The sequence below is a fragment of the Bacillus sp. GW823-FHT06A10 genome (assembly GCF_058795375.1).
Genome location: NZ_JBXAHT010000004.1, coordinates 119,406 through 137,668 on the forward strand (window position 1 = coordinate 119,406; position 18,263 = coordinate 137,668).

Consider the following 18,263-nt stretch of genomic DNA (forward strand, 5'->3'; position numbering starts at 1 on the left):
GATGGAGAATAATCATAGTCTAGATTTTTCGTCTACCTCAACCCATTATAATGAGAGTCTCCGTGGTAACTTACAAGATAGAATAAACAGTCTTAAAGACATGGGGGTAAATCTTACAGCCGAAGCATCCAATGACAGGTGGAATATTTATGATGAATATTTTTCACAAACATATTTTGTAGACTTTAGCTTCAATTCTTTTTCATCAAAGAAGTTTGATACTGACCAATTTATCTTGCTATTAAAATCTTGGTTTATTTTACTTTTAGAGGGCGGAGGTAGTTTCAAGCATTTAACATATAAAATAAGGAGAGCAAAGGATGCATTGATCCTAAGTAAAGGATTTAACCTAGAAGCAATAGAAGAATTTGAACTTAACTATTTTTCTAAAAATCTTAAACCTAATTCTCTACAAAATAAAGCATCTCTACTATTAGAATTTCTAGATTTTCTCCAAGATTTGATAGTGCCAGAAGAGTACCTGGAACTAATTTTAGAATATTATCAAATACAGAAGTTAGCGGCGATCAGAAAATTACCATCAAGCCAAGATGTTCTTAAATTTTCTTTAATAGTTGAAGTATACTTTTCTAATAAGGATATTGATAAAGAATATTTGGACTACTATCCGATTCATTTATGGTGGAATTTAACAAATATTATTCCGATACGTATTAACGAATTTTGTAATTTGAAATTTGATTGTTTAACTTTTAATAAAGAAGGATGTTTTTTATCTTTACCTCGAAGCAAAAATCTAAGGAATTGTAAAATCGCTTACGACAAAATTTTGGTTTCGGATAAAATTGCCAACTCAATCAAATTATATCAACAAAAAATATATTCCGTTAAACCGTCTAAAACATTATTACAAACGTCTAGTGTGGTTAGAAATATAAAACCAGAAATCTTTAATTACAGAAATTTCAGGAATTTATTAGACAAGTTTTATAGAGAAATTGTTTGTGGGAAGTATGGCCTCAAATTATTAGAGCACAGTTCAGAGCCCCATACCCAATCACCTTACAATATCTATAGGAAAGTAAGACCGAACGACACTCGCCATTTTGCATTTTTGAATTTAATGTTGCAAGGTTATCATCCGAGTGAGATTGCTAGATTAGGGGGACACAATTCTGTTTATTCTCAAATGACTTATCATAACCACTTGGAATATTGGATTGATTCAGACCTAATAAAATTATTAACAAATCAAAAAAGACATTTAGGGGACCTTTCAAACAAATTTTTCAAAGAAATTATTTTCAAAAATGCGATGAATACCACTACGGAAGTTTCTGAAGTTGCTAAAATCCCATTAGAAATCGGTTATTGTACAGATCCTTTACAAGACTGTCCTGTAGATGAACATTATCTCTGTAAGCATTGGAGAATAACCTTAGATGATTACCTAAAACATTATGATAAGTTACAAAACGTCCTTGTTAATCAAGAGTCTGTTCTTAAATTATGCATCGATAAATTATTAGCACTTCATAAAACCGGCCTTATACATCATAAAAATGATGCATATGATGAAAAAAATTCGCAATTCAATTATCAATTAATTGAAAGTTCTAAGAAAGTAAAAGATGCATTATACCAATTAGCAAAACTAAAGGAAAGGTTTGAAATGTATGAAAAGTCGAGGGCGTAAGCCTAAAATATATCCTAAAGATATTCTTCTAAAGATTGTTGATGATTTCTTAAGAAATCAGGCAAATGTTCAAATTATAAGGTATAAAGAAATCTTTCTTTATGCGCTAGAAGAATATAACAAAGGAATATTAGATTTTAAACTGAGTGAAGATTTTTGGAGAAAACCTGGTCGTCAAGGAAAACTGCTAGTTGATGAAATCAATAAAAGGAGAAGTACTTTAATAGAAAACAATAATCAATACATTGAAATTATCTCAACAAATGATGTTATAAACAGATTATCACAAGACACTCCAGCTACTAAAAAGAAAATTATTAATCAACTGAAGGTAAATGAGTATGGCTATCGAAAAATATCTACTCGCTACAAGCAACTCAAAGAAAAAGAAGCTAAGATGACACAAGAAATTGTCGAACTTAAGGCTGAGATTGCAAATCTTAAGGACAATAACGAAATCTATCAAAATGTTCTTTTTCAATGGGCAAATTTATCAAGTATTAAAGAGCTTGATTTAATAAACCTAATTACAACTGGAAAAACTAGATCTGCTACAGTGGAACAACTATTTCAGGATATATTTAAAGAACAGCCTAATAAGGCTATACTAGAGCTTAATACTGATAATACAATTGATAATGTAGTAACTATAACGAAGACAAAAAATACACTTATCGAAGACTTAGACTTATAGTCTTCTGATAAAGTGGAAAAATATATTTTGCTTATAATTAAGAGAACCTTACTGCTACTAGCAGGGGTTCTCTTAATTTAGTCCATACTTTTGTATAGTATATTCGCTCTTCAATTTCCCTCTATGTTTTGTGAAATACATCATTTAAATAACGCATAAACTTTCAACTTCTTTAATCAATTCATGAGGCATGATTTTTAGTACCCCACAAATAATAAATATCGTAGTAATGCTAGGCTGCCTTTGTCCGCGTTCTAGTAATCCAATAAAAGTTCTATCTAGGTCGCATTGTAACGCCAATTGTTCTTGGGAAAGACCAGCTAGTTTTCTGTGTTTTCTTAACACGGTACCAAAAGCTTTTGATATCTCCATAAGCTCACCTCTTAGTTAATTAACTAAGAAATCCACTAATTTAATCGACCGACTATAGTCATCATAAAGAGGTGATGCTACAATATTAATAAACATTTTTTGAAGGAGATTTTTTATGTCTAGTAAGAAATATGACGAAAGTTTTAAAAAGAAAATTGTTCAATTACATCTTGAAGGAAGGGCAACAACTGAACTGGGTAAGGAATATAAAGTGTCACCCACCGCAATCTATTCTTGGATAAAACTATATGCTGATGAATCGGCTATTTCTTTTAAAGAATTCAGTGCTATTCAAAAAGAAAATAAACGTTTAAAACAAGAAGTAGAAATACTTAAACAAGCAATGACAATAATGACTTCAAAATAGAACTAATCCTTTATCCATATTTCATGTATTAGAACTGTGTTATAGTATAAAGTACAAGATATTGAAGGAGCATGAAGATATGGCAAAAAGCTTAGTATTAGCAGAAAAACCATCAGTAGCTCGTGATATTGCGAATGTACTGAAATGTAATAAAAAAGGGAACGGCTTTTTAGAGGGCGATAAATATATCGTGACATGGGCACTAGGACATCTAGTAACCCTAGCTGATCCAGAAATGTATGATAAGAAATATCAAAAATGGAATTTAGAAGATTTACCAATGCTACCCGATCGTTTAAAACTATCAGTAATCAAACAATCCGGTAAACAGTTTAATTCCGTTAAATCACAGTTGAATCGTAATGACGTAAATGAAATCATTATCGCGACAGATGCGGGGCGTGAAGGTGAATTAGTGGCCCGTTGGATTATTGCCAAATCTAAAGTAAATAAACCAATCAAACGTTTATGGATTTCATCCGTAACAGATAAGGCAATCAAAGATGGATTCAATAATTTAAAACCTGGTAAAGCATACGAAAACTTATATTTTGCTGCCGTAGCTCGTTCTGAAGCAGATTGGTACATTGGACTAAATGCCACTAGAGCTTTAACGACAAAATATAATGCACAGTTAAATTGTGGGCGTGTTCAGACGCCTACTGTAGCCATGATAGCTGCACGTGAAGATGAAATTAAAAACTTCAAACCACAAGTGTACTATGGCATTGAAGCACAAACTGGTTCAGTCAAACTAACTTGGCAAGATGTTAACGGGAATAATCGAAGCTTTAACAAAGAAAAAATTGATAGTATCGTAAAGAGCTTAGATAAGCAAGATGCTACTGTTGTGGAAATTGATAAGAAACAGAAGAAGTTATTCTCTCCTGGTCTTTATGATTTAACTGAATTACAACGTGATGCAAATAAAAAGTTTGGTTACTCTGCTAAAGAAACATTAAACATTATGCAGAAATTATATGAACAACATAAAGTGCTAACGTATCCTCGTACAGATTCACGCTACATTTCATCAGATATCATCGGGACACTTCCAGAACGTCTGAAGGCGTGTGGAGTTGGAGAATACCGTCCTTTAGCACATAAAATTTTAAATAAACCGATAAAGTCTAATAAATCATTTGTTGATGATAGTAAAGTAAGCGATCATCACGCAATTATTCCAACAGAAAGCTATGTAAACTTCTCAGCTTTTACAGATAAAGAACGTAAAATTTATGATTTAGTTGTAAAACGTTTCTTAGCAGTTTTATTCCCAGCATTCGAATACGAGCAACTAACGTTGCGTACAAAGATTGGTAATGAAACGTTCATTGCACGCGGAAAAACAATTTTACATGCTGGTTGGAAGGAAGTTTATGAAAATCGATTTGAAGATGATGATGCAACCGATGATGTAAAAGAACAAATCTTACCTCGCATCGAAAAAGGCAATACATTAAACGTAAAACTAATTGCCCAAACATCAGGTCAAACGAAGGCACCTGCACGCTTTAATGAGGCAACATTACTTTCAGCGATGGAGAATCCTACAAAATATATGGATACGCAAAATAAACAACTTGCTGATACGTTAAAATCTACTGGTGGATTAGGTACTGTAGCGACACGCGCAGATATCATTGATAAATTATTTAATTCATTCTTAATCGAAAAACGTGGTGGCAAGGATATTTACATCACATCAAAAGGTCGTCAACTGTTAGATTTAGTTCCAGAAGAATTGCGTTCACCAGCTACGACAGCAGAGTGGGAACAAAAACTTGAACTAATTGCAAAAGGTAAGCTGAAAAAAGATGTCTTTATCAATGAAATGAAACAGCACACTAAAGAAATCGTTGCAGAAGTTAAAGCAAGTGACAAAAAATACAAACATGAAAACATCTCTACAAAGTCATGTCCTGACTGTGGTAAACCTATGCTTGAGGTGAGTGGAAAAAAAGGAAAAATGCTTGTTTGCCAAGATCGTGAATGTGGTCATCGTAAAAATGTATCTCGTACAACAAATGCTCGTTGTCCGCAATGTAAGAAGAAACTAGAACTTCGTGGTGAAGGTGCAGGGCAAATCTTTGTATGTAAATGCGGCCATCGTGAAAAGCTATCAGCTTTTGAAGCAAGACGTAAGAAAGAATCCCGTGGTAAAGTCGATAAACGTACGGTTCAGAAATATTTAAAGCAGCAGAATAAAGAAGAACCAATAAATAATGCACTGGCAGAAGCTTTAAAAGGATTTAAGTTCGACTAACAAAAAGCCTGAGCATGCAAGAAATTCAACATGACTTAGCTTTTTTATCTGTATTTATTATTTAGTTGCAGTATCTTTTCCATTCTTTCTAAATTATTTTGGACATTTACAATTTATTAAGACCTAATCTGTAAAAGGTAATAAAAAAATAAAGGGTGATACATGACCAATATGTATCACCCTTTTACTTTTGTACCGGCTAAATATTAATATTCACATTACACCGTAACTATTTTAAACACACACCTTTAGCAAACCGTTAAAATTCTATTTTCTTCTCAAAAAGAATGCCCTTAGGAGAACCGTTCCATGCCCCTCAAGCTAATATTTGAGAAAACTCCCATAACGAAAAATTTATCTTTTCACAGTTATGTATGAGAGTTCGGCTCATTTTTTTGTTTTGAGGAACAATTAATTTCTTAAGTTGATGGCGATGTTGTCGTATCCCTATTTTGTTTAAACTTTACTGGAGTATATTTTTTCTTTTTGATATAGGGCAATAATCCAGGCTATCCAAAAAAAATTAGGGATAACGGCTCCCAGAATAATTGTCAGCAGCTTTTGGGATGTTATTACTCCAATTATTGCTAAATTCCGTTGCAGTGGCATAAGTTCGTAAAAGACACCAACTATGGAGCGTGGTAAAGGTTCGTATGTAATTTCAGGCACAAGTAAAGAGATCCGGTTAGCTACCATAAGGACCGTTCCACTGCCAATAATGGCGAAAGATGCCCAAAGCCATATTGAAGCACCCATCTGTGGCATGGTACCTTTAGCCGCACCTATGACTACAATTTGCTCACAAAATAAGTCTACTATTGCTACTAATACAGTTCCGCCATTACCCGCTTTACCAGGTAACTCACGGAGTGCGACAGCAAATAAGTTGGAGAGAAGGATAGCAATACATCCGGCTATCCCCCATGCTAATTGACCAGTAGCTAACCCAATGGCTCCTAACAAAATGAAAACTATTTGTAGTAAAATTATGTTATCGGCACCCCAATTACGAAAAATTGAATTTCGGCACAACCAAATCACTAGAGGATACCACATACTGAGCGCAAGTGGTAGCCGTTTATGTCCACTTAATATCCCAACTTTTGTGAAACTTGTTCCTTGAAAGTACAACATTATTCATCTCCCTATCCATCAATTTAAAAATAATTATAAAAAAAGACTATCATCTATGTATACCTTTCCATAAATATGCTGAAGTTAATCATAAATATATATTTTGTGATATGGTGGCATCTACTATGGAAGAAAAAAACATTAAAGCATTACGGAAAGAACTCCAAGACGTGTCCGAGGCACCTACGTGGAGAGCTACACGCTGGATTTCAATTTATGTAACAAGGGTGCTTCTTTCAACTTCTGTAACACCCAATATGGTAACAGGATTTCACTTTATGTTTCTGTTAGCAGCAAGTATATGCTTAGCGCAAGGGAGGCAACCATGGCTGTGGGTAGGAGTTAGCTTTATATTTACATCATATGTCGTAGATTGTGTGGATGGAGAACTTGCACGTGGCAAAGAACTTTGTACCTTTACAGGTGGTGCTCTAGAAGAAATCGTTCATTTTGTCGGCGGTTCAATCGTGTTGCTTGGAGCTACATACGGAGCGTCAAAGCAAGGTTTCTTGACTGCTTGGCCCATCGGTATAGCGGCAATTTGTGGAGGGCTAATTTTCGAATTTGGGTATGCCCGAATCTTAGAAAAAGCTAATCCTGAAGTAAGCTATGGCTGGCTATATAACCTTACTAAAGGGTTAATCTTATTTATGCCACTTAACACAAACATACTCGCAATTGGTGGATTAACAGGGTATTTATTTCCATCTTTAACTATCTGGGCGTGTGTATCAAATCTCGCATGGATCATCGCATCAATTTTGTATTACAAGGCTGAACGTAAAAACTATAAAGTATTATAAGGAGGAAAAAATTATGAGTTTTGAAAAGGATTATCAAAAAAGAGATTCACAATTATCTGGTGCATCTCCATTGAAAGGTGCATCTCCATTGAAAGGCGCATCTCCATTGAAAGGTGCATCTCCATTGAAAGGTGCATCTCCATTGAAAGGTGCATCTCCATTGAAAGGTGCATCTCCATTGAAGGGTGCATCTCCATTGAAAGGTGATCTTCACTGAAGGGTGCATCTCCATTGAGAGATGCTTCACTCCTGAATGATACTTCTCCTTTGTTCGATAATTAACATAAAGGGAAATGCTTTGGTTAAATCAAAAGGAGTTTTATTGTATTAAAACATGCAATGTAAGTTAGGAATGAAATTGGTTGACCATTGGTGAGAAGAATAGGAAAAGGACACTTGTACCAATTTCCAACAAGATATGACATATAAAGCACACAAATGCCACTACAAGAGATATGCTTATGTTTAAAGTTTTCACATTGGAAAAGGGTAACGGTATTAGTAAAGCTATCCTTTGAGCAGTCTATCAAGTGTATTCAGTGAAGCTCGTGAAGCGAGTCTTTTATCATTCCGCCCGCTGATTCGAAGCGTAGGAAAAATTGGCCGTTTTTTTCCACTACCAGAGTTTGGGGGCAACTGTATGGGTCACATCGCGAGATTGTAATTTCCATAACCAACGAGGACCATAACTGGAAAGCCCCCATTGTAATCCTAAATCTAGTATAATTCCTAATGGCTACCATTTTGTGAATTCCAGATACTTGTTCACTCGAACTTGCACTATCGAAAACAGCTAAGGTCCCATTAAGATAATTACTCTGGTATAGAGTGAACTGCTTAAACCTGACATTCCTTGTTGCTAACAGGTTTAATATTGCTATAAACGAAAAAAACAGATTTTCCTCCTTCCAAAGCGTAGGAAAAATCTGTTTTTTCGATTCTAAATATATCTTAGGTATGTTTTTTCAAATATCTAGGGTACTACCCTGTTATTAATTCCCTAGTTTTAGGTTTTGTATTTTGAATTACTTTTCGGTAAAGGATTCAACATTATGAGGCAAAAACTCTTCCTCTGCATCCCTCAGCATGTCCAAATTAACAATCTGATAGACTTCCGACAAAGGAACAATCTGGTCATCAGTGAAATTGCTCATGCCCGTTGACCTAATGGTTTGTAATGTGTTGCGCATAGCACGCATCGCCGCCCGAACGGCTTGATTAGCATAAATTACTAATCGGATGCCACATTGTTCAAGTTCGGACAAGGGTACATCATTAAATAGGGTGGGTACAACAATAAGAGGAATGTTTCCATGCCAAGACTGGGTAAACTCCCGCAAAGGTGCGAATTCCTTGGAATGAATAAGAATAGCATCCGCACCAGCATCCGCATAGAGATTAGCCCGGTAAATTGCTTCCTCCAATCCGTGATTTGCAATTAAAGCTTCGACTCTAGCAACTACTACAAAATCCCGATCTTGTTGGGCTTTTTTTGCTGCACGTAACTTCCCAGCCATCTCATGTGGAGGGATGAGTTCCCTCTTCCAGTTTTCATACAAGCTACATCGTTTTGGAAACATGTTGTCTTCAATACAGATACCAGCCACACCAGTGCGTTCATATTCCCTCACTAATCGCATTACATTCATTGCATTTCCGTATCCGGCGTCACAATCTGCTAGTACCGGAAGCTTAACTGTATGGACCATATTTCTGACTACACTAAGAATCTCTGACATAGTAAGAAGATCTGCATCTGGTAGACAGTGACTTGCTAGCGAAATTCCGAAACCACTAGCCCAGACGCCATCGAAATCTGCTTCTTCTACAAGCCTTGCGCTGAGAGAATCGTGTGCCCCTCCTAGAATTGAAATATTACTACTATTTAGTAATGTGCGGAGTTTGTTTTTTTTTTCCATTTATTCATTTCACTCTCCTATTATAAGTTAAATTCATTAGACTAAATGTCCCTACAATTTAATATATTTAATTGTAGGATAAAAATTCCAAAAAATAAAAATGTTAAAGGAGAGTTGATTACTACTATTTAGTATTGTACGGAGTTTTCTTTTTTCTTCCATTTATTCATTTCACTCTCCTATTATGAATTAAATTTATTAGACTAAATGTCCCTATAAGTTAATAGATTTAACTATAGGATAAAAATTCCAAAAAAATGTTAAAGGAGAGTTGGTATGTCAAATATTACAGTTCAGTTGATTGATGACTATTTTAAGACTGGTATCGTCGCTAATAGGTCGAAATGGAGCCTTTTGGAAGGAAAAACCCCTACATATGATGTCATTAATCACGTGTTGCGTGTAATACTCCAGCTAGGTCACTTGGGGGAATATATTTCTGAGTTTGAAGCTCTTTCTCATCACCAACATAGCGACGGGGGCTGGGGTAATCATCCCAATGAATTGGGCAGCGGCATCCGTAATACTTGCTTTGCAACTAGAAATTTGATCAGAGCAAACCGAGTGCTGAACAAAAAAGATTTTGCTATCCGAATTGAACGTGCTGTGCGGTATGTGATATCCAAGCAGGATCCAGAAGGTTTTTGGCCGGACCGCACCTGGGGACCACTAGACGCGACCAGTTCTGCTATAGGGCTTTTAGTTTATACACGAAAAGAATATTTTGGAACTGCCACGAAAGAGATACATGCAGCTGCAAATGACTGTCTTAACCGTGCAAAGCTGTATTTAGAGCACACACAAGCATCGAATGGATCATGGATTGACGATAAGAGAAAAGAAGAAGCGGTAGGTTCAACTGCTCATCTTCTACCGAAATTAGTGTTAGTTGAGTCAAAGAACACCTCAACCATCGGAAATGCCATTGATTTCTTAATCAATTCCCAAGATGAAGATGGGTTCTGGGATGATAAGCACATTGACCATACCTGTGATTCAATTAGGGCATTACTCCTGACATACAGTGTAATTGCGGATTTACGGATCCTTCAGGTAATAGAACGTGGAATTGTCTGTCTTCAGAGTACAGTTAATCCGGATGGGGGATGGGGGATATTCCCTGGTAGACGTTCGTCTTTGTTAATGACCTGCGATGTTCTTGATGCTTTCTCTAAGTATGAGGCGCATTGTAATAAAATAAGCATGCGCACTTTTTGGGAGTAACTATGGAGTGGAATATGAGAATTACAGGTCCAACGCAACTGCCAATTGAGGTTATGAAAGCCATGGATAAACAGATGATAAGCCACCGTAGCAAAGAGTTTCGGAAACTCTTTGCTAGTGTAATTCAACGAATGCTCCCACTGTTTGGAACGACTACAGCCTTATTACTCCCATTCACAACCTCAGGGACTGGTGGATTGGAAGCGGCCTTAGTTAACACAATAAGTCCAGGTGACCGAGTACTTTCTGTACAAAACGGCTACTTCGGTGAGAGATTTGCTGAAATCGCAAGTGCAGTAGGAGCAGAAGTAATACCGTTTTCTGTTCCCTGGGGTGAATCAGTTGACCCAGACGAACTACGACAACGAGTAAGGGAAATCAAACAGCTTGCTGCGGTGCTCTTTATACACAACGAAACCTCGACCGGGGTCAGCAATCCACTTTCAGATTTAGTTCCTGTAGTGAGAGAAGAAAGTGACGCACTCGTATTAGTAGACGGAGTTAGTAGTGTAGGAGGTATGCCAGTTGAGATGGACATGTGGGGGGCCGACGTGGTTGTCACTGTTACCCAGAAAGCTTTAATGGCTCCACCCGGAATTGCTATAGTTGCAGCTGGTCCCCGTGCTATGAAGGCAGCCCACTGTCACAAAGTGCCAAGATACTATTTTGATTTCGTTCGTATGGCAAGAGAGGTAGAGAGTGGAACAACTTCTTTTACGCCTGCCATGAGCGCTATTTTTGCTTTGGATATGGCGCTCGACCTAATTATGGTAGAGGGATTGCCTGCCGTCTTTGATCGCCACCAGCGAATTGCTTCCATTTGCAGGAAAGGTCTTCGGGAACTCGGATTACATTGTTTTGCTAACAAGTCATTTCCTTCTGCAACAGTCACAGCCGCATTATCGCCGGAAGGGCTATCTGCAAGCACACTAAGTCGCCGTCTTCAGGATGAACATGGTGTAACAGTGAGTCAAGGGCGCGGCATTTGGAAAGATCAGATGATTCGTATAGGTCACATGGGACATGTGCAATCAAATGACATTCTCTATTTTTTAAATGCACTAAAGCAGGTGATTCATTCGTGAATATAGATCTTGAAAAAACACGACCTCACTCCTCTAAACAGATATCTGACTTGGTTTCTCATGATCCAACTATAATAAATTTAACCGTTGGCGAGCCTTCCTACGGTCCGCCACTTAAGTTTCTTGAAGAGATTACAAAACTAACTCAGCTATCCAGTAATAATTCAAATCAGCATCTCCACCGCTATACCCATTCGCTGGGCGATCCCCACATGCGTATAGCCATTGAGAGGTATTACCAGCGACTTTACGGGATGACCGTGGATCCCGAGACGCAGGTGTTGATTACCCACGGCGGAGCGGAGGCTATCTGGTTAACCATCTTTACTTTAACTAATCCGGGTGACGAAGTTATTATTGCAGACCCAAGTTATATACTCTATGAGATGATTACTCTATCATTAGGACGTTGTCCTGTTCGCATACCAACACGGATTGAACGTGGATTCCGGATGGATCCTGACGACATCCGGCGGGCAATGACCAATCGAACACGGTTACTGATTTTGAATTCTCCAGAAAATCCAACGGGGGCGTTATATACTCGCTCAGACATGGTTGCTATTTTGAAAGTGGCCGAGGAGTGGGGAATACGTATAATGCACGATGAGGTATTTGACCGATTTGCTTATGGTGGAGAGCATGTTCCTATTCGATCATTAGATATTGGGGGAAACACCACCATCATGATTAATAGTCTGTCCAAGCGGTTCGGAATGACAGGATGGCGTCTTGGGTGGCTAGTCGGACCGAGTAAAGTAGTAAGCCAAGCTGCCAAAGCACATACTTACTTTAGCCTCTCGACTGGAACGCTTGTTCAGCAAGCAGCAGCTACAGTGTTAAACGACCCAAATGTAGACACCCAATTGGTTAACAATGTAACGGACATACAGGGACGTGGTCAACGCTTTATGCAAAAGTTATTAGATCTCGAGTTGTTTGAAAAGCTAAGCGAGTTTCCTAAGGGAGGGTTTTATTTGTTTCTCCGACCATCTCCTTTGTTCCAAAAGTATCTAACTAAGAGAAATTCTGATGGGATAATAAGTGAACTTACGGCGTGGTACCTATTAGACAAATGTAGGGTAGCGGTAGTGCCAGGAAACAGTTTTGGGCCATCTGGAGAAGACTATGTCCGGCTATCCTTCGTCGCTCCTGAGGAAAAACTAGATGCTGCTGTAGACCGATTCCTAAAATTACTGATCTGAGGGGGAGAATAAATTACTATGACTTCACATCAGGCTAAAATGTTCTACAATTCGTTAAAAGAACTGGGGTACAACTTTTTTACTGGTGTACCGTGCAGCTTTTTAAAGGGGCTTTATCCATTGTTGGAACAAGGAGGGAATTATTATCCTGCTACGCGAGAGGATTTAGCGCTAGGGCTGGCCGCTGGAGCGGCTCTCGTTGGGCATTCACCAGTGGTTTTCATGCAGAACTCTGGACTAGGTTTATCCATAAATACGCTGCTTTCTCTTCAGAAAATGTATCATTTACCTGTTTTACTTATAATTACATGGAGAGGTCAAGGGCCAGATGCACCAGAACATGTGGAGGCGGGCTCCTGCATGATCCCATTACTCGAGACGTTAGGTATTCCTTATCGTATGGCTACGACAAAAGATGCAATAGAACCGGAGTTTCATAATTGTACCACCCCAGTTGCATTGATTATTCGACAAGGTGATTTTCAATGAAACCTTTTATATAAGTAGAAAAAACGGAAATAAGCCTGTGATACCCATTCACATTAAACTTTTTTGATACAAAAAGAAGAAGGTCGGGACAGCACAAAACAATTAATCTATTATTCATGTACATTTTAGCTGTTGATTACTACGCTTATATGTATTGATTTGAAATAACTGTTTTTTAATCATGGTACCTCCAAAAGAATAATATTTAAACAGCAGAAGTAGAATAAAAATTTTTTATTTTAATATACAGAAAAGAAAGGAGTGGAGTGATCATAATGTTACGTCATGAAGCTATTAGAACAGTACTTAATGTCATGACAGATCAGGAATTATTAGTTTTTGCGAACGGATACATCTCGAGAGATGGATTCAATTATGGCGATTCTCCGCGGCGTTTTTATATGCTCGGTTCCATGGGGCATGCTGGTTCTATTGGTCTTGGGATTTGCCTCGCAAAGCCAAAGAGTCGGGTTATAGTACTGGATGGTGATGGGAATCTTCTTATGGGTCTTAGTATGTTACCAATGGTGGGTATGTGGCAACCAAATCACTTTCTTCATGTCGTATTAGATAACGGTACTTATGGTTCTACCGGATCTCAGCCAACAGTCTCCACTGCTGTCAACTTCCCTAAGCTAGCTTTGGCAAGCGGCTATCGGCGGGCTGCTTCTGTTCATACATTATACGAAATTCAAGAAAAGGTACAGGACTGGATGACTAAGGAGGGCCCTTCACTACTTCATGTAAAGGTTAGTAAAGAGGAACCTTGTGCCTTTTCGAGAGTTTTTTACGAACCTGTTGAGATTGCTCGTCGTTTTACTAAAACATGCTTGGAGGTCTGATTCATGACTGTTTTGTACACACCACCCATAATTCATTTCGGAGCAGGAGTACTGAGAGATTCTGGGGTATTGATTAGTAAACTAGGCGGTCAGAAGGTTTACTTGGTGACAACACCAGGGATGCAAAATCGCCCATTCTTTAATAGCTTCAAGTCCAGTCTCTACGAAGCAGGTTTGAATGTCACTTGTTGGGCAGGAGTGCCTGCAGAGCCGGGATTGGCAGATTTAGAATCAGCGCTTGCTGAAGCTGTAGTGGTTAATCCGGATGTAATAGTTGGCTTCGGTGGGGGAAGTGCCATGGATGTGGCAAAATTAGTAGGAATGCTACTTCGAAATGATTGGCCGGTGTCCAATTATTATGGAACTAACCGCGTGTTAAAGCCTAGCCTCCCTGTAGTGATGGTTCCGACTACGGCAGGAAGTGGTAGCGAGGTAAGCCAGGATGCGGTGATGACCGATCGTCAGTTGGGAACAAAAGTGGCTGTCAAGGACCCAAAATTAGTGCCGACAATGGCTATTGTAGATCCGGTGACTACTACAACATGTTCCCCTATGTTGACAGCAATAAGTGGAATTGACGCCCTTACGCACGCCTTTGAGGCTTACACGGCTCAACGTGCGAACCAACTCACAGATATGTATGCAGCAAAGTCGATAAATCTCTTATGGAATTTCTTACCTCAGGCATTTATACGACCAAATGATATGGATGCAAGACTTCAAGTGGCTATGGGAGCTCTAATCGCAGGTATGGCATTCTCATCTACTGGCACAGCAGCTGTTCATGCTTGTGGTTATCCCCTTTCCGGTCGTTATAATATTCCACATGGTAAAGCTAATGCACTGATGCTGCCACATGTAGTTGCCTTTAATGAAAAGAGCTGTGCAAAGTATAGTGAACTCCGTGCTTTGCTTGGAGAAGATGATCTGCCTGCCGCACTGACCCATTTTATTAAGGGAATAGGGCTACCTATCCGTTTACGTGAAGTTGAGATTGAGAGATCATCCATTTCTTCTTTGGCAGCTCTAGCGGCTACAGATGAACGACATTTAAGTGCGAACCCTTGTCCAATGTCCGAATCTGACTTGGTTTCGCTTTATAATCTTGCTTGGTAAAGGAGGGATATAATATGCGCGTTATTTTGGCACCAAATAGTTTTCGTGATGGTCCTTCTGCATTTAGGGTTGCAGAAGCTATGGCATCAGGTATTAATCGGGTGTTCCCCGATGCTTTAATAGATATCTTTCCTCTAGCAGACGGTGGTGACGGTACCTTGGAAGTGTTGGCTAGGATCTTTAAGGGGAGCATACATGATATTACGGTTCAGGATCCGTTGGGACGCCCAGTCAAGGCGAAGTTCTTCATTGATACTGAGAAAAACTTGGCTGTGATTGAGATGGCAGAAGCCAGTGGACTGCGACTAGTTGCAAATGAAGACCGTGACCCTTTCCGCTCTTCTAGTTATGGAACAGGAGAATTAATCCGATTTGTGTTAGATATGGGTGTATCGAATATTTTTCTAGGGGCAGGAGGAAGCGCTACTATTGATGCGGGGGCAGGTGCTCTCTCAGCACTTGGTGCTGTTTTCCTCAATGAGGCGGGGCACCCCTTAGATCCTACACCAGCGGGGCTTATTGATGTGGTTGACTGTGATTTAAAGAGGTTACACCCAAGACTGAAAGAGGTGAAGATAACTGTTTTAAGTGATGTCTTTACACCCCTAGTAGGCAACTCTACTGTTTTTGGTCAACAGAAAGGGGTTAAATTGGAGACTTCTGAAGTTCTAAATCAAGTTTTGATTCGGTTGGACAATATCTTTCGGAAAAGGGGGTATGATGACATTTTAGAAACCCCATGGTTTGGGGCAGGAGGCGGTTTGGCAGGAGGGTTAGCGGCCTTGGCAGGTGCTCAAGTCGTTGGGGGCGCCGAGTTTATCTTAAATATTGCGGGGCTTCCAAACTTGCTTGATAGAGCTGAAATACTATTAACTGGCGAAGGGTGTTTCGATGCAACCTCTTTTCAGGGTAAGCTACCGGTTGTGGTGACCAATATGGCGGCAGATAAAGGTGTTGTCTCTGTTATAATTGCCGGGCAAGTAGCTTGGGAGGAGATAAAACCTCTACCAGCAAGAGTATCCTATTTTAGCACTACTTTTGGAGTTGGTACTCTGGAAAAGGTTGTATCAGGAGGAACGGAGAGAATTGCTACCGCAGCTGAGCAAGTGATGCGTATCTATCTTTCAGGACGAAAGGGAGAGGTGACTTGACATGGAGATTAGAGATGAACAGACTTATGTATTCGCTGACGAGTTACACCGTTTTGTTAGGGAAATACTCACAAAGGTAGGAGTCACTGAAAACGATGCCGGTATTGTAGCCGACGTCCTAAACGCTGCAGACTTAAGAGGAATTGATTCCCATGGTATAGCAAGGCTTCGCCGCTATGTAGATGGGATTCGTCATGGGAAAATTGAGGCCCATTCTCATACGGTCACACTATTAAACGGGCCAGCAACGGTTGCTTTAGACGCCTGTAATGGTTTAGGTCAGCCAGCGGCGGTTACTGCCATGCGTATGGCTATTGCTAAAGCAGAAGAATTCGGTATAGGTATGGTGACATTACGTAGGTCAAACCACTTCGGCATTGCTAGCTACTACGCAATGATGGCTTTAGAACACGGTATGATCGGTATTGCCACGACGAATGCTTCACCTCAAGTGGCACCTACATTCGGTGCTCAGGCAATGTATGGGACCAATCCAATAGCAGTAGCCATTCCCACCGGTGGTCCAACCCCTTTTGTATTGGACATGGCAACTAGTACAGTACCTCGTGGAAAGTTGGAACGTCTTCAACGTGAAGGCAGTACGATTCCACAGGGATGGGCCATTGATGGGGATGGTTTCCCGATAACAAACCTCAAGGAACTCATTAAAGGATTAGTCGAGCGACGTGAGTATGCTCTATTACCACTTGGGGGAATGGGAGAATTGTTCGGTGGACACAAAGGGTTTGGACTGGGGCTTCTTGTAGATCTTCTATGCGGACCGTTGACTGGCTCTGCGTGGGGACGACATGTTTATGGTCCAAACGGGGCTAATTTAGGGCAGTGTTTCATAGCTTTACGTCCGGATTGTTTTCGAATGCATGAGGAATTTAAACAGGATAGCGAGCAACTTCTACACGAGATTCGATCAGCAAGAAAAATACAGGGTCAGGAAATCATTTATATACCTGGTGATAAGGAGGCTAAGGAAGCAGAAAGGCGACGGGACATGGGGATTCCACTAAAAAATACTGTTCTTCAAGAACTTGATAAACTGGCCAACGAGGTTGGTATCACCTTTTTAGGAGGGTAAAAAATGCGTGTGATAATTCCTGCTGCAGGTGTAGGTTCACGCCTACTGCCTCTGACAAAATTATATCCGAAGGGGCTTGTGCAAGTCGGAGGAAAACCATTGCTAATGCATACTATGGAGTTGCTTTATGAGGCAGGTGTATCTGAAGTGATATGTGTATCTGGATATCAGGCAGACTTTCTAGAGCAGGTGGTAGAGTCATGGGATAAGCGTCCATCAGTACATTTTGTTCGAAATGAATATTATCAGTCAACGAACAGTATTTTCTCTCTGTCACTCACTCGTCCGTGGTGGGATGAGGATTTTATCGTGATCGATTCGGACGTCTATATTAAGTCCAGTTTACTTCGGTGTCTAATGAATCAACCGGGAAATTGCTTGGCGATAGACAACACAAAGACATCAGACGAAATCGATATGAAAGTCCAGCTAAGAGACGGTTTAATTTGGCATATGGACAAAGAAATGCCGAGGAGTTTAATTAGTGGAGAATTTTTCGGTCTTTCCCGGTGGACTGTAAATGGTTCAAACTATCTTTCGCAAATGATTGACAGGTTACTCGAGGCTGGACACACAAATGTCTGGTATGAATTCGCTATAAGGGATGCTGCTAAAAATATGCCTATCCTACCGGTTTTCACTGACTCTTCCCAGTGGTTAGAGATAGATACTACAAATGATCTGGAAAAGGCAGAACTATCTTTCGCTAAAAACCAAAAATAGCTCTAGTTTAACAAGCAAATCCAATAGGTGTCTTCAGCGTATATACAGGGTGTCTCGCTCTTGGAAAAAATCCATGGAGGTCTCGACTCACTTGATGACTTAGTGTAGAGATAGGATTACTTC

18 protein-coding genes are annotated in these 18,263 nt (G+C 39.4%); 15 read left to right on the top strand and 3 right to left on the bottom strand.

Annotated features, from left to right (window positions below; all coding sequences use genetic code 11):
- Position 1 precedes the first annotated feature (1 nt).
- Positions 2-1,657, top strand: a complete 1,656-nt coding sequence (locus AC1Q8M_RS24335; protein ID WP_098855504.1) for a tyrosine-type recombinase/integrase — start codon at positions 2-4, stop codon at positions 1,655-1,657.
- Positions 1,638-2,351, top strand: a complete 714-nt coding sequence (locus AC1Q8M_RS24340) for a hypothetical protein (protein ID WP_098855505.1) — start codon at positions 1,638-1,640, stop codon at positions 2,349-2,351. The genes AC1Q8M_RS24335 and AC1Q8M_RS24340 overlap by 20 nt, the downstream gene beginning before the upstream one ends.
- 144 nt (positions 2,352-2,495) lie before the next feature.
- On the opposite strand, the gene AC1Q8M_RS24345 is transcribed toward AC1Q8M_RS24340, so the two are convergent.
- Entirely contained in the window at positions 2,496-2,723 is a 228-nt protein-coding gene (locus AC1Q8M_RS24345) for a helix-turn-helix domain-containing protein (protein WP_016103240.1), read from the bottom strand.
- Between the two features lie 115 nt (positions 2,724-2,838).
- Here AC1Q8M_RS24345 and AC1Q8M_RS24350 point away from each other — a divergent pair, with 115 nt between their 5' ends.
- Together AC1Q8M_RS24350 and AC1Q8M_RS24355 are read left to right on the top strand one after the other, a co-directional pair.
- Positions 2,839-3,090 carry a transposase gene (locus tag AC1Q8M_RS24350; protein WP_002169259.1) on the top strand — a complete coding sequence of 84 codons (252 nt, stop codon included), beginning with the start codon at positions 2,839-2,841 and terminating at the stop codon, positions 3,088-3,090.
- Positions 3,091-3,169: 79 nt separating this feature from the next.
- Positions 3,170-5,356 carry a DNA topoisomerase III gene (locus AC1Q8M_RS24355; protein WP_098855506.1) on the top strand — a complete coding sequence of 729 codons (2,187 nt, stop codon included), beginning with the start codon at positions 3,170-3,172 and terminating at the stop codon, positions 5,354-5,356.
- 456 nt (positions 5,357-5,812) lie between these two features.
- On the opposite strand, the gene AC1Q8M_RS24360 is transcribed toward AC1Q8M_RS24355, so the two are convergent.
- Entirely contained in the window at positions 5,813-6,490 is a 678-nt protein-coding gene (locus AC1Q8M_RS24360) for a hypothetical protein (protein WP_098855507.1), read from the bottom strand.
- Between the two features lie 125 nt (positions 6,491-6,615).
- Between AC1Q8M_RS24360 and AC1Q8M_RS24365 the strand changes: the two genes are divergently transcribed.
- Together AC1Q8M_RS24365 and AC1Q8M_RS24370 are read left to right on the top strand one after the other, a co-directional pair.
- A complete protein-coding gene (locus AC1Q8M_RS24365; RefSeq protein WP_098855508.1) occupies positions 6,616-7,293 on the top strand; it encodes a CDP-alcohol phosphatidyltransferase family protein in 678 nt (225 codons plus the stop codon).
- Positions 7,294-7,306: 13 nt separating this feature from the next.
- Positions 7,307-7,510, top strand: a complete 204-nt coding sequence (locus AC1Q8M_RS24370) for a hypothetical protein (RefSeq protein ID WP_492334202.1) — start codon at positions 7,307-7,309, stop codon at positions 7,508-7,510.
- An 808-nt stretch (positions 7,511-8,318) separates the two neighbouring features.
- Here the strand turns inward: AC1Q8M_RS24370 and AC1Q8M_RS24375 are convergent.
- The gene (locus tag AC1Q8M_RS24375; protein ID WP_098855509.1) at positions 8,319-9,212 is read right to left on the bottom strand and encodes an isocitrate lyase/PEP mutase family protein; all 894 of its coding nucleotides are present in this window, start codon (positions 9,210-9,212) and stop codon (positions 8,319-8,321) included.
- 276 nt (positions 9,213-9,488) lie between these two features.
- Between AC1Q8M_RS24375 and AC1Q8M_RS24380 the strand changes: the two genes are divergently transcribed.
- The 9 genes from AC1Q8M_RS24380 to AC1Q8M_RS24420 all read left to right on the top strand — a co-directional run bounded on the left by AC1Q8M_RS24380 (position 9,489) and on the right by AC1Q8M_RS24420 (position 18,140).
- Positions 9,489-10,436, top strand: a complete 948-nt coding sequence (locus AC1Q8M_RS24380) for a prenyltransferase/squalene oxidase repeat-containing protein (RefSeq protein ID WP_098855510.1) — start codon at positions 9,489-9,491, stop codon at positions 10,434-10,436.
- A 2-nt stretch (positions 10,437-10,438) separates the two neighbouring features.
- Positions 10,439-11,521, top strand: a complete 1,083-nt coding sequence (locus AC1Q8M_RS24385) for a pyridoxal-phosphate-dependent aminotransferase family protein (protein ID WP_492334203.1) — start codon at positions 10,439-10,441, stop codon at positions 11,519-11,521.
- Positions 11,518-12,726 (top strand): pyridoxal phosphate-dependent aminotransferase, encoded by a 1,209-nt coding sequence (locus tag AC1Q8M_RS24390; protein ID WP_098855512.1) that lies wholly within the window; start codon positions 11,518-11,520, stop codon positions 12,724-12,726. The genes AC1Q8M_RS24385 and AC1Q8M_RS24390 overlap by 4 nt, the downstream gene beginning before the upstream one ends.
- Positions 12,727-12,744: 18 nt before the next feature.
- Positions 12,745-13,215, top strand: a complete 471-nt coding sequence (locus AC1Q8M_RS24395) for a thiamine pyrophosphate-binding protein (protein ID WP_098855513.1) — start codon at positions 12,745-12,747, stop codon at positions 13,213-13,215.
- A 275-nt stretch (positions 13,216-13,490) separates the two neighbouring features.
- Positions 13,491-14,057, top strand: a complete 567-nt coding sequence (locus AC1Q8M_RS24400; RefSeq protein ID WP_098855514.1) for a thiamine pyrophosphate-dependent enzyme — start codon at positions 13,491-13,493, stop codon at positions 14,055-14,057.
- A 3-nt stretch (positions 14,058-14,060) separates the two neighbouring features.
- Positions 14,061-15,173, top strand: a complete 1,113-nt coding sequence (locus AC1Q8M_RS24405; RefSeq protein WP_098855515.1) for an iron-containing alcohol dehydrogenase family protein — start codon at positions 14,061-14,063, stop codon at positions 15,171-15,173.
- Between the two features lie 14 nt (positions 15,174-15,187).
- The gene (locus AC1Q8M_RS24410) at positions 15,188-16,324 is read left to right on the top strand and encodes a glycerate kinase family protein (RefSeq protein ID WP_098855516.1); all 1,137 of its coding nucleotides are present in this window, start codon (positions 15,188-15,190) and stop codon (positions 16,322-16,324) included.
- A gap of 1 nt (position 16,325) precedes the next feature.
- Positions 16,326-17,417 carry an Ldh family oxidoreductase gene (locus AC1Q8M_RS24415; protein ID WP_098855517.1) on the top strand — a complete coding sequence of 364 codons (1,092 nt, stop codon included), beginning with the start codon at positions 16,326-16,328 and terminating at the stop codon, positions 17,415-17,417.
- A gap of 3 nt (positions 17,418-17,420) precedes the next feature.
- On the top strand, positions 17,421-18,140 hold the full coding sequence (locus AC1Q8M_RS24420) for a phosphocholine cytidylyltransferase family protein (protein ID WP_492334204.1): 720 nt from the start codon (positions 17,421-17,423) through the stop codon (positions 18,138-18,140).
- The last annotated feature ends 123 nt before the right edge of the window (positions 18,141-18,263 follow it).